18 protein-coding genes and 2 pseudogenes are annotated in these 25,125 nt (G+C 56.6%); 13 read left to right on the top strand and 7 right to left on the bottom strand.

Translation table 11 applies throughout. The features are described from left to right. Nucleotides 1-17: 17 nt before the first annotated feature. From I6F12_RS24380 to I6F12_RS24370, 3 genes and pseudogenes are all read right to left on the bottom strand, one after another. Nucleotides 18-1,302: pseudogene (locus I6F12_RS24380) on the bottom strand (IS5 family transposase). Nucleotides 1,303-1,648: 346 nt separating this feature from the next. Continuing rightward, nucleotides 1,649-3,313 carry a nodulation protein NodU gene (gene nodU / locus I6F12_RS24375; RefSeq protein WP_225157401.1) on the bottom strand — a complete coding sequence of 555 codons (1,665 nt, stop codon included), beginning with the start codon at nucleotides 3,311-3,313 and terminating at the stop codon, nucleotides 1,649-1,651. Between the two features lie 931 nt (nucleotides 3,314-4,244). Continuing rightward, complete coding sequence (locus tag I6F12_RS24370) at nucleotides 4,245-4,982, bottom strand: hypothetical protein (protein ID WP_225157400.1); 738 nt, start codon at nucleotides 4,980-4,982, stop codon at nucleotides 4,245-4,247. 1,074 nt (nucleotides 4,983-6,056) lie between these two features. On the opposite strand from I6F12_RS24370, the gene I6F12_RS24365 reads away from it, so the two are divergent. Together I6F12_RS24365 and I6F12_RS24360 are read left to right on the top strand one after the other, a co-directional pair. After that, nucleotides 6,057-6,827 (top strand): hypothetical protein, encoded by a 771-nt coding sequence (locus I6F12_RS24365; RefSeq protein ID WP_225157399.1) that lies wholly within the window; start codon nucleotides 6,057-6,059, stop codon nucleotides 6,825-6,827. 33 nt (nucleotides 6,828-6,860) lie between these two features. Continuing rightward, nucleotides 6,861-7,868: a nitroreductase family protein gene (locus I6F12_RS24360; RefSeq protein ID WP_225157398.1), complete on the top strand. Its 1,008-nt coding sequence runs from the start codon at nucleotides 6,861-6,863 to the stop codon at nucleotides 7,866-7,868. 745 nt (nucleotides 7,869-8,613) lie between these two features. Here I6F12_RS24360 and I6F12_RS24355 read toward each other — a convergent pair. Genes I6F12_RS24355 through I6F12_RS24340 form a run of 4 tightly spaced genes read right to left on the bottom strand, consistent with a single transcriptional unit; the run spans nucleotide 8,614 to nucleotide 12,576 of the window. Beyond that, nucleotides 8,614-9,708 (bottom strand): ABC transporter ATP-binding protein, encoded by a 1,095-nt coding sequence (locus tag I6F12_RS24355; protein WP_225157397.1) that lies wholly within the window; start codon nucleotides 9,706-9,708, stop codon nucleotides 8,614-8,616. Then, on the bottom strand, nucleotides 9,709-10,611 hold the full coding sequence (locus I6F12_RS24350) for an ABC transporter permease subunit (RefSeq protein ID WP_225157396.1): 903 nt from the start codon (nucleotides 10,609-10,611) through the stop codon (nucleotides 9,709-9,711). It abuts the gene before it with no gap. Between the two features lie 7 nt (nucleotides 10,612-10,618). Further along, nucleotides 10,619-11,467: an ABC transporter permease subunit gene (locus I6F12_RS24345; protein WP_225157395.1), complete on the bottom strand. Its 849-nt coding sequence runs from the start codon at nucleotides 11,465-11,467 to the stop codon at nucleotides 10,619-10,621. A 29-nt stretch (nucleotides 11,468-11,496) separates the two neighbouring features. Next, on the bottom strand, nucleotides 11,497-12,576 hold the full coding sequence (locus tag I6F12_RS24340; protein ID WP_225157394.1) for an extracellular solute-binding protein: 1,080 nt from the start codon (nucleotides 12,574-12,576) through the stop codon (nucleotides 11,497-11,499). A 993-nt stretch (nucleotides 12,577-13,569) separates the two neighbouring features. On the opposite strand from I6F12_RS24340, the gene I6F12_RS37510 reads away from it, so the two are divergent. The 11 genes and pseudogenes from I6F12_RS37510 to I6F12_RS24300 all read left to right on the top strand — a co-directional run bounded on the left by I6F12_RS37510 (nucleotide 13,570) and on the right by I6F12_RS24300 (nucleotide 25,067). Beyond that, nucleotides 13,570-14,112, top strand: a complete 543-nt coding sequence (locus I6F12_RS37510) for an aminopeptidase P family N-terminal domain-containing protein (RefSeq protein ID WP_345944180.1) — start codon at nucleotides 13,570-13,572, stop codon at nucleotides 14,110-14,112. Then, on the top strand, nucleotides 14,109-14,375 hold the full coding sequence (locus I6F12_RS37505) for a M24 family metallopeptidase (protein ID WP_345944179.1): 267 nt from the start codon (nucleotides 14,109-14,111) through the stop codon (nucleotides 14,373-14,375). Before I6F12_RS37510 ends, I6F12_RS37505 begins: the two co-directional genes overlap by 4 nt. Nucleotides 14,376-14,412: 37 nt before the next feature. Continuing rightward, nucleotides 14,413-14,739, top strand: coding sequence for a M24 family metallopeptidase (locus I6F12_RS37500; protein ID WP_345944178.1), 327 nt, complete (start codon nucleotides 14,413-14,415; stop codon nucleotides 14,737-14,739). A 489-nt stretch (nucleotides 14,740-15,228) separates the two neighbouring features. Beyond that, nucleotides 15,229-16,215, top strand: coding sequence for a hydroxyectoine utilization dehydratase EutB (gene eutB / locus I6F12_RS24330; RefSeq protein ID WP_225157393.1), 987 nt, complete (start codon nucleotides 15,229-15,231; stop codon nucleotides 16,213-16,215). Then, nucleotides 16,215-17,207, top strand: a complete 993-nt coding sequence (gene eutC, locus I6F12_RS24325) for an ectoine utilization protein EutC (protein WP_225157392.1) — start codon at nucleotides 16,215-16,217, stop codon at nucleotides 17,205-17,207. Before eutB ends, eutC begins: the two co-directional genes overlap by 1 nt. 404 nt (nucleotides 17,208-17,611) lie before the next feature. After that, nucleotides 17,612-18,775 (top strand): M20 aminoacylase family protein, encoded by a 1,164-nt coding sequence (locus tag I6F12_RS24320; RefSeq protein ID WP_225157391.1) that lies wholly within the window; start codon nucleotides 17,612-17,614, stop codon nucleotides 18,773-18,775. An 85-nt stretch (nucleotides 18,776-18,860) separates the two neighbouring features. Further along, entirely contained in the window at nucleotides 18,861-19,556 is a 696-nt protein-coding gene (locus I6F12_RS24315; RefSeq protein ID WP_225157390.1) for an amino acid racemase, read from the top strand. A gap of 456 nt (nucleotides 19,557-20,012) precedes the next feature. Then, a complete protein-coding gene (locus I6F12_RS24310; RefSeq protein WP_225157389.1) occupies nucleotides 20,013-21,110 on the top strand; it encodes a DUF2817 domain-containing protein in 1,098 nt (365 codons plus the stop codon). 2,390 nt (nucleotides 21,111-23,500) lie between these two features. Then, nucleotides 23,501-24,292, top strand: a pseudogene (locus I6F12_RS37200) (aminopeptidase P family protein); the annotation flags it as partial. Between the two features lie 76 nt (nucleotides 24,293-24,368). Continuing rightward, the gene (locus tag I6F12_RS37195; RefSeq protein WP_249787048.1) at nucleotides 24,369-24,662 is read left to right on the top strand and encodes a M24 family metallopeptidase; all 294 of its coding nucleotides are present in this window, start codon (nucleotides 24,369-24,371) and stop codon (nucleotides 24,660-24,662) included. A 165-nt stretch (nucleotides 24,663-24,827) separates the two neighbouring features. After that, a complete protein-coding gene (locus I6F12_RS24300; protein WP_345944187.1) occupies nucleotides 24,828-25,067 on the top strand; it encodes an acetate--CoA ligase family protein in 240 nt (79 codons plus the stop codon). Nucleotides 25,068-25,125 lie beyond the last annotated feature (58 nt).

The raw sequence follows: 25,125 nt of genomic DNA, 5'->3' as shown, positions 1-25,125 counted from the left end.
CGTGAAGAACCTGGATTTCAGCTAAGGGCGAGCTGAAGTCGGAGCATGAGCTGGGTGAGGATTTGGGGCAAAAAGAGCTCGAGCCAGCGCAGGAGACGCCGGAAGTTGTAGCCCGAGGCGGCGAGGACGGCATTTGGCGGCGTCGCCCTGGCGGTGCCAGAGGTAATTGCGGCCCATCCGGTGTTCGGATTTTAGATGGCCGATGACCGGCTCGACGGCGGAGTGGCGGCGCAGCCCGCGCTTGACCTGTGGCGTCACCCGCCGCTTCTGACCTGAGATGAACACCCTGAGCTTGTATTCGGGTGGGGCATTGTGACCGCGGTAGCCTTTGTCGAGCAACATGCGCTCGATGGTGTTGCCGATCATCGCCTCCATATCCGGGATCACATTCTTGAGCGTATGGCCGTCATAGGGGGGCGGGCAGCGCCTTCACATGGGCGACGAACTGGCCGCCCTTGGGATGCGACTGTCGTGGCAACGGAGACCTTGGCCTCGAACTCGTAGGGCCGGTGCGCCCGTGCCGATGCATTCCACCCCCGGTGCGTGCAGACCTTGCGCTGGCGCTGTTTCTGATCGAACGCGCATCGCGCCCGCGCCAGCATGCGGCCGAGCGCGACCCCATCGAGCAAGCGGACGTTGCCGTTGAGCTTGCGGGCGATGTCGCGAATGACGCGGCTAGGTTCGAAGCGTCCTCAAGGCCCGGTTGGCACGCTTGAACTGCTTGGCTTGGGCATAGCGCTGGTGCTTGATCAGCGCGAACTTGCCCGACTGGCTCAACTTGATGCCGGCTCCTTTGGCGAGCCGCGCCAGCATCTCGCTGGCGCGGTTCAGAAGCCGCGCAGCGGTCGGGAAAATCACGTTCTTGGGCCTCACCGTGGTGTCGATGATAACGCGATTGAGATCGGACGGCTTCTCGCCTCGGTCCTGCTGGCGACCGAGAGGCTCCTGGAGCAGTGCTTGCAACTTCTCCTCGCCATGCGCTGGTGTCAGCGAGGAACGATCGAACACAAGTGGTGCTGGAAGAACCCCTCGCCGCAGAAGAACTGGTAGTTGGGGTTCTCCACCCAGCGCTCGCACAGCACCTCGTCGGAGAGGTTGTGCTTGAGGATGGTTAACCCGGCCATCAGGCGGGTCGGCAGCGGCGGCCGGCTCGGCTTGTCCTTCGCCGAACCGCTCCTCGAGGAACGACCAGTCGATCGTCCGCGAAAGCTTCACCAGGGCATGGTCCATGTCGATAACCGCGTCCAGCCGAGAGCGCAGAAGATCGGCTTGTCCGCTGTCCCGTCGTTCCTTCGCTCGCACCGTCCCCTCTGATGCAATCACGAGCCGCGATTCGAGGGAATCGCAACAATAAAATCGCAAGCTTCGAGCCTCAACCCAAAGAGCTTGCAAGCTCAAACCTCGCTTCGCTCGAAAAATCGACTCCCGCTCAATGGCTTGGCAGCTTCTTCACGATCGACTGTTTACGAACGACTGGGAATCAACTCTAAGTGGGCTCATGTATGCTGTCCCCAGGCTGCCGGGGATTCTATCGACGATCAGCGAACGACAGTCCATCGACAGCTATCCGTCCAAATAGTTTTTACGACCCTAGGCCGATTGGATATTGATCCAGTTAACCTGAACAAAAGCTGTTCGGATGGCCATCCTACGAGCGTTTGGTCCAGAGCAGGCCATCGCTCCATACATGTTCAACTCGGCCCCAACGGCAGGCTGCTCCAGCGTCCGGGAAGAACCCACGTCCATTGAGGTTGGCGCTCGTATTGCATAGAAGTGGAATCCCCGTAACCTTTTCATATTCGACGAGAACCTCGGCGATTTTATGCTGAGAGGTTCTTGGAATCGTCTGCAATCGCGCAGATCCGTCGAGATGTACAACGGCAGGGATCTTATTCCTCCATTCCGCCCGCGTCTGATGGTCAAACAGCATGTAAGGATCCGGCGTTCCAGGGATGAAAATATCTGGCGCACGATCCTCAAGACATATCGGTGCCACCGGCCGAAAGTGTTCGCGACGCTTAATCTCGTTGAGATGATCCTTCATGCTCGCCGACGTTGCCGCTGCTATAATGCTTCTGCCACCCAATGCCCTTGGCCCAAGCTCGGCGCGACCAGCCAGGAAAACCACGGGCTTGTTGCTAGCGAGAATGGTCGCAAGTTCAGGCAGACTGCATGGCACGGCCTTCCATTCGCTCGGTACCTCGCTGGCTTGCAAGACCGGGCCACTGTAGACAGACCATTCCAAGGGCGTAAAACCTTCGTGTGCGGCTATTGCGGCGCAAGCGGCACCGATTGCTGAGCCGCTGTCATTTGGAAATGGCGGTACCCAGACCGCATCGAACAGGCCTGTCGCTCGTAGCGCGCTGTTCCACTTGATGTTGAGACCGCAACCTCCGGCTATGCACAAATTTCGCGGCCGGTCGACAGACGAATGCCGCTGCAGAGCATCCGCCACTTCCCGGACGAGCAAACGCTCAACAAACGAATGGAACGATGCAAGCACATCTTCGGGTGATTCGTCCTTCAATCGAAGCTCGCTAGCGTCGAAAAAGTCATGCAGAGCTGCAAGCGCCAACTCCATGCCCTTCAGGTCCGGATGGTAGCAACGGGCGAACTCGGCCGCAAAGCGATCCTCATAGAGTTCTCGAAATACTGCCACTATATTTTCATCCACCGACCCAAGGGCGATAAAAGCCATTACCTTGCCGGCAATGCTCAGCTCCATCCAGCCACGGTTCGCGGTCTTATAAGGTCCGAAGTGCTGCCCCGCCGTGATATAGGCACGCCCAATCATCGGGATTACGTTATCAAGTAGTCGACCCTCGCGACCTCCTACATGATAGAGGCGTGACGGCATGGCGCCGTCCCACACCAGGCAAAACGCGGGCTGACTGGCTTTGGCAAACGGGCTGGTGCAGTATGCAGAGGCCACGTGGCCAGTAACGTGAGCGTAGCTTCTGTAAGGGAACGACCTGCCCCCGAGCATCAGGCCTAGGCCGTCGCTCGAAGTGAGCAGGCTCCCCACACCGCGTTCGAGGTAGGGCGCCGCTTTGAGAGTGATAGGTTGAGCCCCATTGAGAACCTCTAATTTCGACTCCACCTCTCCGATCCAACCGTCAACGACGAACTCATCAATATCCCGCGCATCCAAGCCGTGTTCAGCCAAGGCTAAGACAATCGAATCCAAATTGTCGATGGCTTGATACCGCTCATTACTGTCCCGCTTCTCCTGCTCGACACAAAAGACCAGCCTTCCATCTTCCACAACAGCGACGGCTCCGTCGTGCGTCAGCTTAACACCGCAGATGCGCATAGTGGCCTCCATCTCAAGTGGCATCGGATTAGATCAAAGGTCGCGTAGATCAGAAATGGTCGAACCAAAAGCGTTCGTTGACAAACGTACGACTGCCATGGAAGTTTGCTTGAGCTTAGCCAGGAGCGATCATCGGGCGTCTGATAGACGGGTGATATCGTCGCGATGCCTACGAAAGCCAGCATCGGCTTTCTTCCACAGCCAATTTGTCCGTAGAAGGGACGTTCCGATGTCGAGCAACCCGCGGCTCCCCACGAGGCTCAGCTGCTCGGGTTGCATTCCGAAGATGCTCGTCGAGGGCCGGCAGTTCGTTGGAGATCCGGCTTAGATGTGCATTCATTGTGTCCCTTGCATCGTGAAAAAAATGCGCAACAATCCGGCCCATACGAGTAAACAAGACTCGCGCCTAGGCGCCTCGCGAGTTTGTCCTGCGCAAAACCTACGGCAGCCTGGATCGCCGTGGTTGAGCGGACAAGATCATGGATTACGTAGCACGCGCAGCTACCAAACTAGATGGGTACAGTAGAGCAACACGATTTGATCTCGCTGGGAGCTAAGCCGCACGCCGAGGGGACCGTTTTCGATGGCGCGCGACGCGATGACGGTCGAAGTACAAGACCGACGAATGGCCAAGATCGCCTATGTCTTCCGGCAAGTCGGTTACTTCACACAAGCGCAACGCAAAATAGAAATCTGTGGACCTCCATCTCAGCCAACCCTGCCGGTGGTACGCCAAGACATCGTTGCATCGCACGTGTGCGTCGCGGCGCGCCACCCCACGAGACTTACGGCGTGCGCGGCCCTTCGCACGGCGCGCGATCTTTCCACTCCTTGGGAGGGGCAATGCAGTCCCAGCTAGCGCCTCGCAATGACCACACCGGCTCAAGACTATTCCAACGAATTGCGGCCGAAGCCGAGTCTTCCCAAGAGCTCAGCGCACCGACGCGATCAACATTCGACCAAGGTCGGTGAGGTCGTAGACCGGCAATTTCTCACGACGGCGCAGCTCGGAGGAAGCGAGGGGGAAACTTGCACATTCCAGCAAGAATGCGCCTATCTCGGGATGCTCACAGCGAACTCGCCGGGCGCAAGCTAGCACATCTGATATGATCAATTCAGGAGGTGGTCGTGGCGGGGGAGGCATCTTCTCTTTGTGCACCTTCTCGATGTGCATCTTCTCATTGCGCCAGTACTCGCCGCCTTCGGCTCCTCCGATGACAATTCTTACCCGCTCGCGAGGGTTTGAAATTCCAAGCAAGTCTTCGCGGCAGATCCGAGAATCGAAAGTAAGCACAGCAATTTTCTTCGATGTATTCACTATGCGCAGCAACGTCGGTAGCAGGAGAAGGCTGGACATGCCGACTGGAACGTCCACTGCAGCAGACACGGCGTCCTGGTACCGAACGGTAAACCCGCAGTTGGAACTAATGGCGATCGGGCCTCTAGCCTCGAGTCGACGAGCGGCGGCGACATAGGAAAGCTCAAGTGACGGATCACCGCGAGCAACATTTTCACCCCAGGCGCCCTCGGCGGTTTCGAAAATGACGGGCAGCCCGAATGTATCCGCTCGACGGAGCGATCCCGGCGCAGGGGGCGGAAGTTCGGTGTCCGCGGACGGACCACGTTCAAGGCAGAGGATGCCAATAGAGGCGTCAGGTTTGGTCGACATGCCAGCATCATGCCTTGGAAACGGCGCCGGATTTTCTCGATTATTCCTGTGGCTTATAGAATTGCTGCGCTAGGAGCTGGTCTGCCGCCCCGAAACGGCCCAGTACGCCTCGGTCAAGTATGCCGCGTGCAGGCCGAAGTGAAGTAAATCCGGGATCATCGCCCGGATCAGCTGTTCGCACGAAAGGTGGCGCGTGCGGCCACTCGGCTCCAAAGAAGCAATGCCCATCAACCGTAGTTAGAGCACGGCGTTCAGCGTAAACGCCCCTAGGGCGATAGAGATCGCAGCCACATCCCCCGATTGTAGGTCCGAAACCGCGCGCTGTGTTGTAGCTGATCCCGTTGAGCGCGACCACGACGTGGAGGCCTTCGGGGCATGTGCCGAGAGCGGAGGATGCCCACGACGTTGCAAAAGCTGTCGTCGGTCGTCAAGGCGTCACCATTTCCGAGACTTACCCGACGCGTTGAAAACAATGCATCTCGATCATCGTGAAAGCCGATGTCGATCCGTGGACGGCGTCGGTTTGGCCAAGGGCGAAGGGCCTTCTCCGCATTGCGGTCGATCGCCCGCCGCCGATAGCCGAGCCGGGGAGGTCGGCGTGCATGCGCCGTCGCGAGGAGATGGGGGCCGCGACCTGGCTTCAGCATTCTCCGCGGTCGCACTCGGACGCTCGCCTGCGTCACCGTGAAAACCGTCTCCCGCTCTCAGGTCTGCAATCGAGAGGCAAGGCACCCGAGCTCGCCGGCGATTGGCTGTTGTTCGAAACGCCTCACTGTTCCGCAGAAATGAGCGTTCATGCAGGAATTTCTCCTCTTAGTAGGGTAATTTGCGGCAGATACTCAATGTTAGCTCGAAGATCGAAGAATCTCACCTTTTAATCCGCGGTAGTCCCCTTTCAAGTGTACGGGACGCTGAAGCTTATTGGCCGCACCAAAGACTGCGAAGCTCGAGAAACTTGGGTGAGCTTCGCCGGTCCAAGCGCAGTCGTCAAAGGTCAACGCATCTCCAAAGGCGATGAAGCGCTGGAAGAAGCGCAGGTCGTTGTCGTCTAAGCCACTAAGATGGAGCACGTCATTGCGGCATCTCATGCCGGGGATTATCCGCGCCGTGACCATGCAGTCCGGCGATGAAGTGCGCGACGACTTTCCGCTGTTCTTCGTCCAGGAGGCGGGTGTAGCCTGCGGCTTGGCGACCGTCGTGCAGACCGTAGACCTGGATCACATGGACGACGATCTGCGCAAAGGCATCGAGCGCCAAGCGCCGACGCTCCACGAAAGTCGCCCCGAAGCCGCGGCGCGCCGCCATGCTACAGGCTACAATATGCCGCGCGAAGACATCGCACGATTCGTGGATTCAGGGTCGTTTAACATGTACCGGCCGCTTATCGTCGTTCGACAGCTTCAACGCCACTCGATCGACGAGCTGCGTAGAGTCGCGCCCGCCAACGGCGTCGCCACACATGCGCGCAATATCAACGCCCACCTCTTAAACGAGCGGTGGTCGCGTGCTGAGTTGAGGCCTTGCGACTACATGGGTGGTGCCGGACGCAGGGGGCGACGCAACTACCACAAGCAAAAACCAAGACCTTCAAAACCCTACGCCCGAGTCTCCGGCCTGGTGCCGATGATCTCGGTCGTCAACGAAGTGCTTCGACGACGATATGGCCCTCGTCGCCCGCTCGGAAGTGTCATAGCCACCAAGCGGCCAACCCTCGTCAGGAGGGGCGGCGATGATCGAGCCCGGCTCCGCGTGGATGAGAAGCCCGGCTCTCAACGACAGCGTGGTATGGCGCCCACGGCATGCAGCCACGGATTCCGGCAAACGTTCCAACATCGCTTCCCCTGAACCAGCGATAAGGTGACAGGAAAGGTCCCACGTATGTCCTCTTCGTCCGCCCTTGACATCATCCGAGCCAACCGTTTTATTCCGACAGCAGACTATGAGGAGGCAAAGCGGAACTACGACTACGATCTGGACCGGTTCCTGAAGTACTCTAGCACAGGCGGCATTCGTCCTGATCCAGTTGTGGTGGAATCGTTCCTGACCTCCGCATATCATGCTCTCGAAAAGGGATTAGCGATGGCGGAGCCGTACGCGGGCTTCGGACAACGTTACATTCCGATCGTTCTGGCGGGTATCGCGGAGTTGGAGCACTGTGGACACGCGCGCTTCGCGACACAGGGGGCTCGAGGCTGCTTGGCAGCTTACGTACGCTATCACGATTCGCGCGGATTCCCTCTCCCGGCGCAATTCGAGATGGACTTGCGTGTCTTTGCGGCTGAAGCAAACAATAAGCCGGCCCTTGGCGGATCGATTACGTTGACCCGAAGGGCAATCGAAGAAGCGACCAACTTCGATTACGCGCAGTTCGTCGGCACGCGCTACAGTGTGCGCCATTTCACCGGCGAAAGGGTCTCGCCGGATGCGGTTCGGCAAGCTGTCGGTCTCGCGATGAAGACCCCCAGGACCTGCAATAGGGAAATGCGACGCGTCTATGTTGTATACGAGCCAATTCTCCGTCATCGCGTTCTAAATCTTCACTATGGCAACAGGGGATTTGGCGATTGCCTTGGTGCGCTTCTCATTGTAACGGCGGATATACGCGAGCTCTACGAAATCGCTGAACGCAATCAAGCGTGGATCGACGGTGGTCTGTTCGCAATGTCGCTCGTATACGCCTTACACTCCGCGCGGCTGGGAACTTGCATGCTAAATTGGTCTGTAGATTACAAGCACGACCAGAAATTCCGAACAGAGTTTAATATCCCTGACAACGAAGTGATTGTTACATTTATTGGGGTCGGGCATGTGCCGGACACGTTCGAGGTCGCGGCCTCGCCAGCTCCATCTGTCCATGAAGTCCTTTCTGAGCTTAAAGCCAGGTAGGTCGATGCGCTTCCCGTGATGCTCGTGTCAGGACGCCGTTCCGATGGCGCGCCCGACTAGGCACGCTCCTGATGTTCGGCCTGAGCGGCTCACCGAGTCGCGCGTCCGGTTGCAGGATCCGATTGTTCTATGCCGAGCTGCGTAGGGCCGACGCGAGCGCAAGTTCCCAACCAACCCGCACCCCCAAGGTTTCGTGAAATCTGTCATGTCGCCTCAAGTGGTTCGGATGATTGAGGACCTAAGACCGAGCCGAAGGGTGGTAGTATCTCGTCGGCGTCGCGACCATCACGAAGGAAGTCGACGAACTCGCCGATCAAGATGCTCGCTGTCGTCGCCTGATGAGTGCGTCGGGCGTCGGTCCGGTTAGCTCAACCTCATAGGGGCCGCAGCTTTGCAGCATGGTTGGTCTGATGGCCAAAACAAGCCTCGACCGCTGATGTTCGGCCGCATATCGAGGCGCGGCGACTGATCTCAGCGTCCAAACCGGCTCCATTCGAACGTACTGGTTGTTGCCGCGGCCGCAAAGACTTTCGTGCATGAAGACATCGTGGATCGCAACGAAGCTCGCGCACATATGGAACTTGGGCCCTTCTGGTGGGATCGTGGATCTTCCTTCCCGATCGGATCTGCACGAATCCAAAAAGTTCTCGGCTTGTCTAATGGAGCACCATCAGCAGTCGCTAACCGACTAAGACTTGCTCTGGCTTCCGTTGCCGTCTGTTTCAGACAACCGTTGCCCCGCGGGTCAATCGACCTCAAATACGAGGACGTCCGAGGCCGAAAAGATTGCGCGCACATGTTGTCCAGGGGCAAGTCCTGGCATCCTCCCGGCATTCTTACGGATCGCCAGCAGCCGAGCTTTTCCGGGAAGCTCCACAACAACATGTATATCAGAGCCAAGAGACGCCACGTCGAGCACGACACCCGTCAGGACATTGTGTTCGGCGTCTTGAGCCGGCTCAGGAGCGGCGCTATCCGCGAGTTCAATGTGTTCCGGCCGCACGCAAAGATCAGCGCTGTCGTTATGATCGGATTGCGGCGATCTCGCGCGGATCTCAACCCCATCGTTCGTAACGAAGGAGCTGATGCCCACAGTCGATCGACCACTACGCGTTGCATGAAACCAATTTGATCGTCCCACAAATTCGGCAACGAACTTGTGGGCGGGCGCTTTATAAATCTCCGACGGAGTTCCACGCTGAACGATCTTACCTGCATGCATGACCACGACTTCGTCGCCCAAGCTTAAAGCTTCCTCTTGATCGTGTGTGACAACGATGGTAGTTGCGCCGACCGATCTGAGAATCTCCTTCAGCTCGATGCGCAATTCGAGACGAAGCTTAGCGTCAAGTGCTGACAAAGGCTCGTCGAGAAGGACAATCTTGGGATCTGTTGCGAGCGCCCGCGCAAGTGCAACACGCTGCTGCTGCCCACCGCTTAGTTGATGGGGACATCTGTCCTCCAATCCCGACAGTTGTACAAGCGACAACATCCGCTCAACCCGAGAAAGAACAGTCGCTGCTGGCGATCCCCGGAACCGCATTCCGTATGCGACATTCTGGGTCACTGTCATGTGAGGGAAGAGCGCGTAATCCTGGAATAGCAGTCCGACATTGCGCTCATAAGGCTTCAGCTGGCTGACATCCTCCCCCGCGATACGAACGATCCCCCCATCTGGCGAGGCGAAGCCCGCGATGATGCGCAATGTAGTCGTCTTACCGCAGCCGCTTGGCCCCAGAAGAGAGAGGACCTTTCCTTGCTCGATCTCCAGAGACACACCATCAACCGCAGTGAAGCCGCCGTACTTCTTCGTGACGTCTTTCAGTTCAAGAACATTCATCTACCGAGTCCTATAGGTTCCATGTCCAATTGCTCGCTCGATCCCTAGCACGCGGTCCAGCACAATCAGCAGCACTAGCGTAAGGCCCATCAGTGCCACGGCGGCTGTAGCGATCGTCAGATCAAAGCTGGACTTGATCAAGCTCGTTAGCGCGACGGGGAGCGTATAGGTGTTGAAGTCGCTCAGGAAAAGGCTAATCGCCACATCGTCCATCGAAGTCGCGAACGCGAAAACTGCACCAGCAGCAATACCATTCTTGGCGAGCGGCAAGGTGATCGTGAAGAAGACCTGGCGCTCGTTCGCACCAAGCGACAGTGCTGCCTCACGAAGAGCTTCGCTGATTCCGGAAAGTCCAACCAGGGCCATCCTGATCGTGAAGGGAAGCGTGATGATCAGGTGTCCGGCAAATAGTTTTGGAAAGACCGGCAGCCAGTCGAAAATCGAAAGGAACATGAGCAGGCCAAAGCCAATGATTACTCCCGGCAGAACGAGCGGTGATAGAAACGTCGTGGTGACAAGATCGCGCCATCGCGGAGACATCCAGCTAATCGCTAGCGCGGCTAATGCTCCGATCGCGGTCGCAGCGATCGTCGTAGCCGTCGCCAGCAGTAGGCTAGTATTGAATGCCGACCACAAATAGTCACTCTCATAGAGCTGGACGAACCATTGCATCGATAGCTCGGTTGGAGGGAATGGACCGATATAGTCTCGGGCATCAAATGCCATGAACACGGTTACAATCACCGGAAAGAGCAGGAAGACCGTTGTTGCTGCAATGATAGCAGTCGTGCCAAAGAAAAGGACGGCATCTGCCGTTCGCTTGCGGAACACCGGTTTTGCGTCGGCGACCGCCTTCGCGCCGGGCGTCATTATTACGTTGAGTGTCTCTTTTTTGATGAGCATCTTATTCTCAAGTCCGTTCAAGGGATGTCGCCAGTCTGGACATGATGAAGATCAGGAGCAACGAGAGTGCCATCATGACAATCGAAATTGCCGCACCGCTTGGATAATTGGCGACCTCGCTAAACCGGCTGTAGATAAGATTCGAGATGAACTGCACCCGACCACGCCCAAGGACCCAAGGTATAACAAAGGCGCTTACGCCAAGCGTGATCGAGACTAAGAACGCGGACACAATTCCGCGGATGCATAAGGGTATGGTTACGGTGCGATGAGCCGTTAGCGCAGACGCGCCCAGAGACTGAGCTGCCTCCGTCAATCGTGGGTTCAGGTTTTGTATCGCTCCGATCAGGATCAGGATCGACATCGGTATCGCATAGTGAAGCAAGCCCGCGACGATAACGAAATCAATATACGAGCGCCCGTTGGTGTTAATGCCAACGCTAGACATGATCGGAGCGAGAACACCAGCGGCGCCGAGGGTCAGCTCCAGCGCATACACCCGAACGAGGGCGCTTAGGAACATAAGCCCGACGATAGCGGAAATCGAAGCTTTACGAGCCCATGGAGAGTCGCTCCTGGCAATACAATACGCAATTGGGAACGCAAATACGACCGCAATGAGTGATGCGCAGAACGCCAAGAAATACGTCTGAGCGAAGTACTGCAAATAGACCGGTAGAAAGAGCTCTGCATAGTTTGCAAAAGTGAGCGGAGCTCCTGCGACTGATCCAATTCGACCAGGGTCGAATGTGCGGATACTCTCATTTAGCACCATCAAGATCGGCGCCAGCAAGAAGAGGACGAATACTGTCACTGCCGGAAGCAGGAGCAGGAGTTTAGATCTTGTAGCCTTCATTCGTTCTCTCCAGCCAGTAGTGCGCCCGCCTAAAGCAGCGGTGCAATTTCCTGCTCCCATCGCTTCATCCAGGCGTCGGTCTGCGTGGACAGATATGCCCAGTCCGGAATATAGACATATTTATCCATCTCCTCGTTGTTGAACGAGATGGGCTTGATTTCGTCCGCGATCTTCGACTTCCCATTAGCGGGCACGGCGTGGATGGCTTCGTTGAACTCCGCGTTGTTTCCCGGATTGATTGCAAAGTCCGCGAATTTGAATGCTGCGTCCGCGCGACCACCTTTCAGGACGCACCATCCTTCGTGAAAAACGAAGGTACGGAAACCTGATGCTTTGTCCATTTTGCTCAGGTATTGGATCTTAAACTGGCGCGCCAGATTGATAGGACCGGCGCCGCCCTGCGTGGTTATACAGGTCTCGCCGGAAGTGATCGAAGTGGTGACGTCGGTGTCTGCGTTGGCGACACGCCCGATATTTCCGCTTCGTGCCAGCTTTTTCATGAACTCCCATGCCGGCTCCATATTTCTCTCGTCCCCGCCTTTATCCAGCGCCAGCATCAACATTTGGAGATTGGAATTTAAGGTGGGAACGGGGAAACAGATCTTACCCTTCAGCCGGGGGTCCAAGAGATCATCGACATTTGTGATCTGAAATGGGACCTTGTCTTCCCGATAAAACCAGATTGCCGCTGTAATTGTACGGGGAATATTTATGATATTTCCGGAGCTGTCTTTGACCAGCAGTTTCTGCGGAATGTCTGCTAGATTGGGAACCTTCTCCAGTGTCACTGGCTCTGCCCAGCCCTCCCGCGCAATTGTTTGCCAGGACGGCTCCCATCCAGTTAGAAGATCTATGCCAGGTTTGGGCCATTTCGACTTGATCTTCGGCAGAATGGCCATGGCGCCGCCTGCATGCAGCTGCCAGTTGATTTTGACATCCGACTGCTTGGCTGCAAGCTTCTTCATTTCGTTGGCGTAGTTACCACCCCACTCGACGGCAGTAATTGTCTCTTCGGCACGGGCTCCGACAGTGCCTGCTAACGACATCCCAGTGCCAAGAGCCGCAGCTGAGGCAGCACTTTTCAGAAATTCGCGGCGCGATGTGAACATGCTCGTTTCTCCGTTGTGAAGAGGCGCATAGCTGAGTTGTCCAGCAGCATAGCACCCTCCGCTGGAGGGGATTTCTCTGTAATAGAGCGTAGAATAGCTGAAATTCGGCGCCCATTGCGCGAAAAGCGAAGGTTTTAGTCGTGATCCGAGCATCCCGGGAGGCGCTATTTGCGGCGCCCTGAGCTTCGCAAGGGCGAGCGGAGCCTGGACCTACATTTGGACTCCGCTGTTCAGAAGTTCCGCGGTAGGCAGCCCGGATATCCGCATATCCGAGCCGAAGTCAGCACGACGATTCCAGCAACTCACCTCAAGCTGACTCTCGCCTGGCTCACTTTCATTTTTGCAGGATCTAAGCTCGTGCTGTTCCTCGTCCCGAGCAGGGAGGCGATTTGTTTCGGAGCGACTGTGGTGCAGCAATTCGACTGCCACAAGCGAAATACGACGTAAACATGTTTGCGACACCGGTATTCTGAAACGAATGAGTGCGCCATAGAGGGTGACTGATTGTTGCTGCGCCGGATCCCGCTGATCCGATTTCCTTATGAGTTTAAGGCAGCAAGGCAAGCGCTCAAATCGATCGACTGCTCTGATCGAAGTGGTTGAGGAAAATCAATGGATGAGCAAAAGTTAACAATCCTCAAAGGTAGTCGACCATCGGAGCTCATTGGTCGAGTTGAGGGGGACAGCTTTACATCTTCTCTTTCAGTGGGCCATCGGTATTCGCGACAATGACCTGCGATGATGCCGGCAGTCGCCTTTTAGGTCTGGTGCCTTTCGCGCAAGTTGCGAACACGCTTCCGTCCGCGCGATCCTCCGACAGGCCTGCTTTTAATGCACCGTCACCCCGGGAATGAGCAGCTCTTGCCGCAGCTTGCGAGGCGAAGCACAGCGCTAAGTGCACTTCTCCTGCCATCCTTAGCATTGCAGCGCTTCAGTGGATTGAAGCAAACGGCAACTGCAAGAACGTAAGTAGTCCAACAGAGGAGTTAAGTCATGGCAATGCCAAAAGCACCGCAGGCGTTCCGCGAACCGAGTATCAGCGCGCTCACGGTCGTTAAAGGGGAAACGGAGCGAAGCGGGATCGATGTCCTGGTGGTCACAAGTCCGTCCAATGTCACCTATCTTTCAGGTTACACCAGCAAATCTGCATATGTCCCGCAAGGCCTGATCGTTTCCTTAAAGCAGGAAGAGCCAACCTTCTTTACGCGGCGCATGGATGCGCCCGCGGCGATGCATCAAATGTTCATCGATACCAGTCGGGTCATTGGCTATGCGGAAGATCTCATCGTCAATCCGGACAGGGACGGTTTTGACCCGATAATCGACTTTTTGCATGACAACGGTCTTGCTGGCGGGGGAGTCGGGGTCGAGATAAAGTCCATCTCGGCTCAAACGGCGGAAAAATTCAGGGCCAGAATGGTCAACGCAAAGATCGTTGATTTCGCCAATGGTGTCCACCAGATCCTGGGAATCAAATCCGATCTCGAAATCGCCCTCATGCGAGAGGCTGGGCCGCGAATGCTGATGCAGGCATGACGCGGGCGAGAGAGGTTATCCGTCCGGGCGTGAAAGAAGCCGATGCGGCCGCCGAGATAATCGCGGCGCTGATCCGTGGCGTCGATGGGAAGCCGAGCACTGATCTTTCGGGATTTTTCTTGTGCGCCTCACAGCGCTCGGCCACAGCCCATATCCGGTGGAGCGAGGATGTTTTCTGGCAGGGCTCCCAGATCAACCTTGAATTTGGAGGGGTGCGTCACGGCTATACCTCGGCGCTCATGCGGACGTTTTTCAATCGGTAAGCCATCAGACCGGCTGCGTAGAGTCCATGACGGTGAAGTGGCCGGTTTGGAGGCTGCACTCACTGCCGTCAAGCCCGGCGCCCTCTGTGGCGATGTCGCCGCGGCATTCAATGCCGCAATGAAGAAGCATGATTTAGAGAAAGAGTCGCGGTGCGGTTACGCCATCGGAATAGATTGGACAGAACCGACGGCCAGTCTCAAGGAAGGTGATTGGACTGTCTTAAAGCCGAACATGACTTTCCACTTAATGCTCGGAAACTGGATCGACGAAGACTTTGGGTATGTAATCAGCGAAACGTTCCGCGTTACCGATGTGGGTGCCGAAACGTTCTCCAAGCTGCCACGGGTAATATTCGAAATCTAATTTCGAGCGCAGCAGCTCATCGTAAATGATGGCTTGCAGGGACTGCAGGCTATCGACGCGAGGTGCCGTTCTCTGTGGCTTGATGTGCCGAAAATTCGCGCAAGATGTGCAAGAACCGGCATAACTTCTGCTTCGATGCAGAATTCCTCCGCCTCAAAGCGTTTTTCGCCGCAATCAGGTAACGCGCCGCGATACCCTTCCCATATTCGCGAGCGGGAACCGTGAGGCCCCCTCTTTGCGGTCGCGATCATCAGACGACGGCATTACCAAGAGGTGAACAGGAGCGTGATCTCCTAAAGATACAGGGGACCTATGGTAAGAGTCTCGTGGTTGAGACCAAGCAGTCAACTCAAGAGCGGCTTGACCCAAGTCGCGGCCCGTCTTTCGATTGTGCAAGCCTACCGAGCGCGCCGTCCCCACTCAGGTCGATACCTTATCGCCGGTCGATGGGAATGGGCGATCGGGTCGCCTACTTGAAGGAAGCTATCTATGATTGATCTGGGTGTTATTCAGGATGCGCGCGGTCGTATCGGAGGGCACATTCTCTCGACGCCAACCGTGCCCTCGCCGATATTATCAGATATCTGCAGAGTACCGGTAGCTCTGAAGCTCGAGCACCATCAAACGACAGGTAGCTTCAAGATTCGCGGTGCAACCAATGCTATTCTGAAACTCACGGAAGCCGAGCGGGCGCGAGGAGTTGTCGCCGTCTCGACCGGTAATCATGGGCGCGCATTATCTTATGCAGCCCGCGCGGTGGGTTCATCTGCGACGATCTGCATGTCGCGGCTGGTGCCAGAGAACAAAGTCTCGGAAATACGGCGCCTTGGTGCGGACGTTAGGATCATTGGCGATTCGCAGGACGAGGCGGAGAAAGAGGTCGATCGGCTGGTAGATGAAGATGGGCTCTTGTTGCTGCCGCCGTTCGATCATCCGGATATTATTGCTGGGCAGGGGACGATCGGTCTCGAGATCCTTGAAGTGATGCCTGACGTTGCCACTGTGCTCGTGCCGGTTTCCGGAGGTGGCCTGGCCGCTGGAATCGCCGCGGCCATCAAGGCTATGCGGCCACATGTGAGAATCATAGGAGTTAGCATGCAGCGTGGCGCGGCTATGAAGGCGAGCCTCGACGCTGGTCGACCTGTCCAGGTTGAGGAAGTTCGAAGCTTCGCTGATGCGTTGGGCGGCGGCATTGGTCTTCACAACAAGCTGACGTTCGGAATGTGTCAAAGTCTACTGGATGATTTATTGTTGGTAACCGAGAGCGAGATCGCGGCCGGCATTCGGCATGCGTACGAAAAAGAAGGCGAAATCGTTGAAGGCGCTGGTGCAGTTGGTATCGCAGCGCTGCTCGCCGATAAAATCGCGGGATTGCGGGGGCCGGTCGCGCTTGTGCTGTCTGGCCGCAATGTCGATATGGAAATGCATCGCCGTGTCGTAAATGGACTGAGCGATCCGCTTCGGGGAGACGTCTGATGCCAATAATCAAGATTCTCGCCGAACGCGAGCTTCGAGAACTCGTGCCCCTCGATCTTGTGGCAGTGCAATGTGTCGAGCATGCATTCCATTCGCTCGCCACGAAGAAAGTGGCTATGCCGCCTATTCTGCGCCTTGATATTAGTGAGTATCGGGGCGAAGTCGACGTCAAGACCGCCTATGTTCCGGGGGTTGACGGCTTTGCCGTGAAGATCAGCCCCGGCTTCTTCGATAATCCAAAAATAGGTCTTCCGAGTACAAATGGCTTGATGGTGCTGCTTTCCTCCAATACGGGGTTGGTGCAGGCGTTATTGTTAGATAATGGCTATTTGACCAACGTGCGCACGGCTGCCGCAGGTGCGGTCGCAGCAAAGTTTCTCGCGCGCAAGGACGCTTCCGTTGCTGCAATTTTGGGTGCTGGAATTCAAGCTAGAATGCAACTCCAAGCGCTGACGCTGGTCCGGCCTATTCGTCAGGCTCGTATTTGGGGGCGCAATGCGCATAAAGCCGAAGCAGTCGCGAAGGACCTATCCCAGCAATTGGGATTTCCGATAACCGCACATGCGGAACCGATGGAGGCTGTGGCCGGATCGGATATCGTCGTCACGACGACGCCTGCTGATAAACCTATCTTGAGTGCTGCGTGGCTGGAACCCGGACAGCATGTTACAGCTATGGGATCTGACGCCCAACACAAGAACGAAATTGACCCGTACGCGATCGCTCAGGCGGATCTCTATGTTCCCGACCGCATTGCGCAGGCGCGCAGTCTTGGCGAATTGCATCATGCTATTGCAGCGAGAACGGTCGCGGCCGAGGCAAGCTTCTCGGAGCTAGGCGAGATCGTCGCCGGTACGAAAACAGGCCGCTCGAGCGAGAAGCAAATCACAATAGCCGATCTCACCGGCACCGGTATCCAAGACACTGCAATCGCCTCGCTTGCCTTTGCACAAGCAGGTGCCGTAGGGGTCGGATCGTCGTTTGAATGCTGAGCAGTTTGGCGGTTAGGAATCGAACTTGCAATAGGACCGCGGGTATTTGCGAAAACACATTCCTTTAAGCAAGAGACGGCCCTCTGACACCCGTTGGCAATCGATGTCGCCGATTCTCGGCGCCGCGTCCGCCAGATTGCAGCAATACTGCGGGAGTTGCCCGAGATGTGCAGCATGCGCGCGCCCAGGCTAGTCTAATGTCTTGGAAACGAAGAGTATTGCCATGACTTTCGCAGCAATTCCTCTGGCCGGTGCTCCGTTTCCCAGGATCGAACACGAGCGCCGGCATGAGCAGAGGCTTCAAGTGACCTATTTGGGGGCGAGCATTAGCTGGTGAGCGAGCAGGGCATGGAAGCACTCAACCGCCCATCGCATACTCCCTTCGGACATAACGTTGGAGCAACATGCATAACGTGGAAACGTTTCGGGATCTGCAGAGCGAGGCAACAGAGTGGCGCCGCTACCTGCATGAAAATCCAGAGCTCGATTATCGATTACACAATACGGCGAAATTTGTGGCCGAGAAGCTGGCGTCGTTCGGTATCAATCATATCGAAACCGGGATAGCTGAAACGGGAATCGTTGCATTGGTTCAAGGCCAGGGTGGAGACGGGCCGACGATCGGATTGAGGGCGGACATGGACGCCTTGCCAATAGTCGAAGCGTCAAACAAACTCTGGTCGTCGAGAGTACCCGGCCAGATGCACGCGTGCGGCCATGATGGGCATACAGCCATGCTACTGGGCGCCGCGAAGTATCTTGCGAATACCCGCAACTTCAAGGGTTCCGTTGCCTTGATCTTTCAGCCAGCGGAAGAAGGGGCGTTGGGCGGTCTGAAGATGGTCCAAGAAGGGATCATGAACCGTTTCGGTATTTCCCAGGTGTTCGGCATGCACAATTCGCCCGGCATGGAAGTCGGCAAATTTGCCATCTGCCATGGCCCGATCATGGCTGCACTTGACGAGTTCGATATCATCGTGAAGGGCAGGGGCGGGCATGCAGCTGCGCCACAGCGGACCGTCGATCCCGTCGTCATTGCTGCGCAGATCATCGTTGGTCTGCAGACTTTGGTCTCGCGCAACACGAGCCCAATTGAGTCGCTCGTGGTCTCTGTCACGAAGTTTAATGCGGCGCAGGCCTACAACATCATTCCCGATCACGTTGAAATGGGCGGCACTGTCAGGACTCTGCAATCTGACCTGCGGGATTTGGCCGAGCGACAAATCCTCGCTGCCGCTCAAGGCATTGCGCGTGGTTTTGGTGCGGATGTCGAGTTTAAGTACCGCCGACACGATCCTGTTACTTTCAATAGCACAGAAGCAACCAATCTGGCGATCAAGGCAGCCCGCAATCTCGTAGGTGCAGCGTCCGTGGACGACAAGACCAAACCGCGGATGGGCTCTGAGGACTTCGCTTATATGCTTGAGGCGCGACCGGGAGCTTATATTTTTCTCGGCAATGGACCGACGGCCGGCCTGCACCACCCGGCGTACGATTTCAACGACGAGGCCCTCTCTTATGGCATCGGCTATTGGGTGAACTTGGTTGAAACGGTGCTTGCCGGTTGACGTTTTCACTCGCCTTTACGTCGACGGCAGCGGCCATACCGGGGCTCGTGTCTCACAGGAAAAATCCGTGTCAATGAGCGGGAGAATGAAGTGCATCGGGTTACTCGGCGGTTCCAGCGACCAAGCGACCGCCGATTACTATAGACAGCTGAATTTGCTCGTCAAACAGCGCCTCGGTGGGTTCAATACTGCGGAGCTGGTGATAACGTCCATGAACTTTGCCATCAGCGAATATTGCGTGCGCAATGAGAAGTGGGACGAACTGGGGGAGTATCTGGCCAATCGAGCCAAGGCGCTTGAATTGGCTGGCGCCGACTTCTATCTCTGCGTTTCCAACACTTTGCACTGCACAGCGCCGAGATTCACCGCCGCGACGAAGCTTCCCTTTCTTCACATTGCGGACCCGACGGCATCCGCTATCAGGAACGCCGGGTTGACGCGGGTAGCACTACTCGGGACCTTGCCGACGATGTCATCCGATTTCATGCGCGGTCGTTTCGAGAGCCAGCATGGCCTTCACGTGTTGGTGCCGGCTGTAAACGAGATGAGGACTATCGACGGCATCATCTTCGATGAGCTGGATCAAGGCGTTTTGACGGAGCGCTCCAAGGCAGTGTTTCTGGACATTATTGACGGAATGCACACCCAGGGCGCGCAAGGGATCATTCTTGGCTGCACCGAGATTCCGCTGTTGGTCAAACAAGCCGATCGGCCATCGATACCGTTGTTCGACACGATGGCGTTGCACGTGCAAGCCGCGGTAGAAATGGCATTGGCGTGATCTGCTGGTACGCTTGGCTAGGCACGAGAATATCATCGGCAGCCTCCTTAAGCGGACTAAATCGTGGGATGCGGTTTATCTCCGCGAGTAGCCCACGCAAGTTTTCAAATTGCGAGGCTATCGTCTCGAAAATTGTCGATGTCGGATGAGCCGCTGCGGCCTCCTTGCATCATATTGGGCCAACGCCAGCTGCACGCGCAAATCGCGCGGCCGCAATACCTTACACGCAGATTTTCGGCACAAGGCATCGAGTAAATTTGGGAAAAAGATGCATGGAATCTGAAAAGATTCAACGAGGCTCGACAACAGTCGAGGACGTTAGCAGGATTGAAATTCAATTCGGCGCGAGGGGTAAACATGGATGATCGATTTCCGGCTCGCCGGTGGTCCAGCGACGAAGTCACCCTACTAAAGACAAATCACGCGTGTAAATGATCAGCTAGAAGGCGCAGCAACATGGATCTTGAGAGCGCAAACCAACTTTCTTCCAGCGTTTTCTCTGATAGTTACATAGAAGCCAGGCAGAAGTTTTTGGCGGCAGCGCCGAGTTCGAGGGCATACCAGTGCAGTACAGATGGGCCTTCAGGTGAGGCTCTCTTTACAGATGCCGCATATTACGGCCGCCCAAATGCGAAAAGGCTTTTGATTTTGGTCTCCGGTACGCACGGTCCAGAAGGTTACTGTGGGTCCGCAGGACAGCTTGCATTTTTGCAAGCGAGATTCCACGAAGGGCTTCCACCTTCCACGGCGGTGCTCTGTATCCACGCGCTGAATTGCTACGGTTTCGCTTGGGATCGCCGTGTGACTGCCGAGGGATGCGATCTTAATCGCAACTTCGTCGATTTCTCTAAGCCCTTGCCTCCAAACCCCGGCTATGAGGAGATGGCCGAACATTTTGTCCCGGCGGACATTACCCCTGAGGGACTTCGGCGTGCTGAAGCTGCGATCGCTGCGTATCGGTCAGCGCACGGTGAGCTGAAACTGCGCATAGCGCGGTCCTCGGGACAGTACACAAGGCCTGGCGGTCTGTTCTACGGGGGTAAGGGACCCAGTGAAGCTAGGCGAACCCTCGAGCGAATAGTTACGGAGTTCGATGTCGTCGCCCGCGATAACGTCATCATTGTGGACTACCACACCGGACTTGGGCCTTACGGCTATGGCGAACTGCAATGCGAGCAGCCCTCCGGGATGCGTGGATACGAGCGAGCATCGAATATTTTTGGACCCTCAGTTACGTCACCCGATCTTGGGACCTCTTCCTCGGTAGTTATCTTCGGTTCGCAAGACGAATTCTGGCAGCGCAGTTTAGGCGATCGTCACACCTATATTGGCCTCGAGTTCGGAACTTACGCTCCCAAACCGGAGGTGCTGCGCAATGACCACTGGCTCTTCATGCATCGACCCGAAGACGCTGATTCCGAACTGGGCCGCAAGTTTCGCCATGCTACCAAGCTGCACTTTTATCCGCAGAGGCCAGACTGGAAGGAGATGGTTATCTGGAGATCGCACCAAGTGCATCGACTGGCAATGGAGGCGCTTACATCTGGAGGATAACTCCGGCCGAGATGGACACCAATGTCCTCCTGAGAACGCATAGTTTCTTTTCGTTCAGGTGCTCGCGTAGAAAATCTGCGTGAGACGCGGTTTTTGCAGCCATTTCGAGCGGCTCTCGTAATTCTCTCCATACTCACGGCATGAGCTGGCTCAGTTGTAACGGGATTGCGGTATGTGATCATTCTGCCCGGCACAGATGATGTGCGTTGCAGAGGCAGGCAGATGCATGAGGAACGCGAATCATCAAAGCCGTTTTATTGACGGGTACGCGATTGGTGTGTCTGGGTTGCGAGCGGAAGCCTTCGCAAGAATCAAGAATTCATGTCCGCTGCGTACCGGATTTGAGGGCTTGCTGATGTCCATGGCGCCATGGTGACCGCTCGTGAAGAACGGGGACGGTGAGGTCGCTCCTGGCGCGACTCCGCAGGGTGAGGCTTAACCAAACGCGGCTTTCATGCCAGCGTAACGTGGCGTATGTCCAGACTGCCGAAATCACCATGGCATTCGGGAGCACGCCGGCTAAGCGGTCGAGAGTTGCACCGCGTAACGGCTAAGACAGGCGGACGTGCCCGTGCCACCAGTGGACTGCCGCACCGATGTAGGGTTCGACTGGTCGACTAACTGGCGAAGGCGACTGCCCTTGAACTAGAAAGAGGCTGAACGCCGCCGGTCAAACTTGCCTGCGCTGTCGGCTAGAGCCGCTATCGTGGCGACCGATCAAGGTGATACGGGCGTCTTGCGTGAGTTCGCGCACACCATCGCATCTGTGACCAATCTACACACGCTCTATCACATGACAGAATGAGATTCTGAAGAACGCGACGATAGGGGATCAGTTCCTGATCATTGAGAAGCGTCACATTGCAATTGTTTGCCCCGTACTCCCGTCCTTGACGCCGCATCGCGAACAAGGCCCAATGCCACCCAATGTTCTACTTCGGCGGCACTTTAAGTCCGGCCCAGTGCGCGCCTGTATTGAGCGCGTTTGTCTCGGTTTGAAAATCTATTGTCCTCACTGCACTTTTACCGAAAGCGATCCCGCTGTTCTTTGTGGTAGTAACAGGCAGCGAACGCTTTCGACGTGGTAGTCGCGCAGTGGCGATTGTGAATAAGGCAATGTATCGCGAGCTCCATCTGAAGTCGCACTACCTTAACGTCAGCGGCGCTTAGATCCCACGTTCAGTGCCGTTCGGAGTCCGACCGCTGAGTCGAACAGTTAGAGGCCGTCCCCGACACTGAGCTTTTGCGCAAATCTAAGCCCGAGTCGGTGCGCTCGCTTTTGGAGGATTTCACCGGACACGAGGCTAGGGCACCTGGACGGCGGAGCAGGAGGCGCAGCTGTCGGCGGGAGCTACGTCGGTTGTGGTCCCCTCACGTTCTAGGCGGTCGATCGTGCCCCAGGCATTGACTGCAACGGGATCCAATCGGCGAACCCTTCCGACCAGCGCGCCTCGGGAGAGGTGTACTCCGATGCTCTAGCCCGAGGAGGCATGAATCAGCCGCTGGATTTCGTCGTGTTTGGCCTTAGAGTGTCGAAAAAATGTGCGAAATGGCGTGAGGATGGTGGGTTTAACGCCAACCTATCTGTATACTAATGAAATCAGAAAACTCACCTAGCCTCGGAATTCTCAGTCTCGAGCGTGGAGCGTCAGCAGATGCTCCTTCGCCTCGTCGTCCGGCGGGGGCGCTCTCAAGCCCGAGCACTTATGATTTTCCAGTGATTATTGAAACGGCCGTTGGCGCGTGGGTTGACAACGTAGTTCGAGGGGATCCCGCCCTGGAGGCGTCCTACGTTGCAGCTGCCCGACGGCTCGTGCAGCGCGGTGCGGTCGCGATCAGTTCCAACTGCGGTTTCTCAGTTCGGCATCAACCGGCGGTGGCGGCTTCCGTCAATGTGCCAGTCGGGATGTCGAGCCTCTTGCTGCTACCCAGCTTGGTGAGGCTTGTGCCTCGGCGGGGCAAGATTCTTGTAATGACCTATGATTCTTCTCATTGCGGGAAGGATTTGCTTGGACTAGACGATCCGCAGGATCTCAATAGAATTGTGATCGGAGGTATCGAGGGGGGCATTTTTTGGCAGAACGAGATGCGGCGCCCTCCACCTCTAACCGATGATCGGGACATTGAGCGGGATGTTCTTGCGCGAGTTAGGAGCCTTCGCGCGGAGCACCAGGAGATCGGGGCGATTTTGCTGGAATGCGCCAGCTTTCCGTTAACCGCGCCCTCCCTTCGCCGAGAGGAGAGATTGCCCGTCTATGACATCACGTACCTCTGTCGTTTGATGCTCGCGTCTGTGAGATGAGGCGGCAGAGCAAAGGCTTGTGCAGTAGGCGGCCGACTCGCCTCCCAAGCGGTGGGGACAAAATGTTGACGATTCTCGGAGGCAAGGTGTGACCGTGCAGGTATCAGCGATTCCCCAAGCTAATCTTCCGTTTCCAGTGTCGGAATACGAGGGGCGCCAGCAGCGGGTGCTGAACGCGGTGGCCGCAGCGGGCCTTGACGCGATTCTGGTCACGGCGCACGGGCACCTTCGCTACCTCAGCGGGTACAGCGGCTACGGTGGGTACTTTGGGCCGTTCCCGTTAATTTTAGCGCCGGGGTTACCTGCTACGTATGTTGTGCGAGAGTACGAAGTCCAGTCTGTCCGTGACGAAGGCTGCGTAAAGACAGTCGTTGGCTACACGCACCTGCGTGAGTTCAGAAAAGTTTGTGCCGACGTGCTGCGGAAGCACGGACTGCATAACAAGAGGGTGGGATTAGAGCTAGGTTGTTGGAATCTCGCGCCAAGCGACGTCATTGCGCTCCAAGCGGAACTTCCTGAATTGGAGATCGTCGACCCAAGCAAGATCGTCTCCGCTGTCGCGACGGTCGAGAGCGAGTTGGAGTTGCTAGCCATGCGCGATGCTATGGCGATGACGGACTTGGCGGCCCGTACGTTCCAGCAGGCACTGCATAGCGGAATCACAGAAATTGAAGTGGCTGAGGCGGTCCAAGAGGCGGTGAGGGTCGCTGGCGGGGCGCCCGTCAACGTGGTTTCGTTGGGGTTTGGCGATCGAAACAAGCTGCAGCACGGGAAACCCTCTAGCCACCGCTTAAGCAACAACCAGCCGGCGATGATCGAGGTCGGATGCTACAAGGATTTCTACGCCGCCGCTTTGGTTCGCAGCGCTGTCCTTGGCAGACATCCGGAAACCGAAGCTTTGCACGCTTTGGCGGAGGAAGCCCTCGAAGCCGGGATCGCGGGCGGCGACGCCTGGCATGACCTTGGGGGAGGTCGATGCGGCTGTGCGAAAAGTCGTCGCGCGGTCCGGCCGCCCGGAAACGTTCCGGCATCGCACGGGTTATCAGATCGGCGCGCCTTGGAACGAGCGGGGCAATCTCAGTCTGGAGCCTGGCGCAACCGAAGTCGTCGAGACCGGAATGACGTTTCACATGCCAATCATTTTGTTCAGTGAGAGTGGGTATCTCTTTGGGTGCAGCGAAACACTCGTCGTGACTGAACGTGGCGCCACACCGCTCAGCAAGACAACGCATGCCCTTTACCGCGCCTGATGTTGGAAGCAAGGCTCCGATTTGGCGGCAGAGTCGGTTTGCCGTCCGGCGTGTGTGAACGAGGGGCTCTTGATTATCAGGCATCGTCGCCTCAGCTTGCAATAAGATGAGCGCGTGAGGTGCCGGCTGCTAGCCGGCCTGAGCGCGAGCTTCGAACCATGAAGACTGATCAATCGCACCAAAGCCGCCTCGAAAATGAAGGGCAACAGCGGCAAGCCGGCGTTGAATGAGACGCCTGTGATCAAAACGCTCGTTGGCCTTCCGAATCTGATCGTCGATGCGGATGGTCGCATCGACTCAACCGACGTCAACCCATTTCTACTCAGCACCAAGAATGGGGTGGCGGTGGATGCACTCGTAGTGTTGCGGAATGCCACAACCAAGAGCGCCGACACCACGAATTAGGCTGTATTTACTGGCTCAAGCGATCTTCACGATGCAATCAAATTAGAGGACACTCGCT

It is taken from the genome of Bradyrhizobium sp. IC4059 (genome assembly GCF_020193615.1).
GTDB lineage: Bacteria > Pseudomonadota > Alphaproteobacteria > Rhizobiales > Xanthobacteraceae > Bradyrhizobium > Bradyrhizobium yuanmingense.
This window is presented reverse-complemented; position numbering and strand designations above follow the sequence as displayed.

Excerpts from the sequence above, each read along its gene's own strand:
- nodU (WP_225157401.1), bottom strand. The coding sequence starts at position 3,313 with ATGCGCATCTGCGGTGTTAAGCTGACGCACGACGGAGCCGTCGCTGTT.
- I6F12_RS24370 (WP_225157400.1), bottom strand. The coding sequence starts at position 4,982 with ATGTCGACCAAACCTGACGCCTCTATTGGCATCCTCTGCCTTGAACGT.
- I6F12_RS24360 (WP_225157398.1), top strand. The coding sequence starts at position 6,861 with ATGTCCTCTTCGTCCGCCCTTGACATCATCCGAGCCAACCGTTTTATT.
- I6F12_RS24355 (WP_225157397.1), bottom strand. The coding sequence starts at position 9,708 with ATGAATGTTCTTGAACTGAAAGACGTCACGAAGAAGTACGGCGGCTTC.
- I6F12_RS24350 (WP_225157396.1), bottom strand. The coding sequence starts at position 10,611 with ATGCTCATCAAAAAAGAGACACTCAACGTAATAATGACGCCCGGCGCG.
- I6F12_RS24345 (WP_225157395.1), bottom strand. The coding sequence starts at position 11,467 with ATGAAGGCTACAAGATCTAAACTCCTGCTCCTGCTTCCGGCAGTGACA.
- I6F12_RS24340 (WP_225157394.1), bottom strand. The coding sequence starts at position 12,576 with ATGTTCACATCGCGCCGCGAATTTCTGAAAAGTGCTGCCTCAGCTGCG.
- I6F12_RS37510 (WP_345944180.1), top strand. The coding sequence starts at position 13,570 with ATGGCAATGCCAAAAGCACCGCAGGCGTTCCGCGAACCGAGTATCAGC.
- I6F12_RS37505 (WP_345944179.1), top strand. The coding sequence starts at position 14,109 with ATGACGCGGGCGAGAGAGGTTATCCGTCCGGGCGTGAAAGAAGCCGAT.
- eutB (WP_225157393.1), top strand. The coding sequence starts at position 15,229 with ATGATTGATCTGGGTGTTATTCAGGATGCGCGCGGTCGTATCGGAGGG.
- eutC (WP_225157392.1), top strand. The coding sequence starts at position 16,215 with ATGCCAATAATCAAGATTCTCGCCGAACGCGAGCTTCGAGAACTCGTG.
- I6F12_RS24320 (WP_225157391.1), top strand. The coding sequence starts at position 17,612 with ATGCATAACGTGGAAACGTTTCGGGATCTGCAGAGCGAGGCAACAGAG.
- I6F12_RS24315 (WP_225157390.1), top strand. The coding sequence starts at position 18,861 with ATGAAGTGCATCGGGTTACTCGGCGGTTCCAGCGACCAAGCGACCGCC.
- I6F12_RS24310 (WP_225157389.1), top strand. The coding sequence starts at position 20,013 with ATGGATCTTGAGAGCGCAAACCAACTTTCTTCCAGCGTTTTCTCTGAT.
- I6F12_RS37195 (WP_249787048.1), top strand. The coding sequence starts at position 24,369 with ATGACCTTGGGGGAGGTCGATGCGGCTGTGCGAAAAGTCGTCGCGCGG.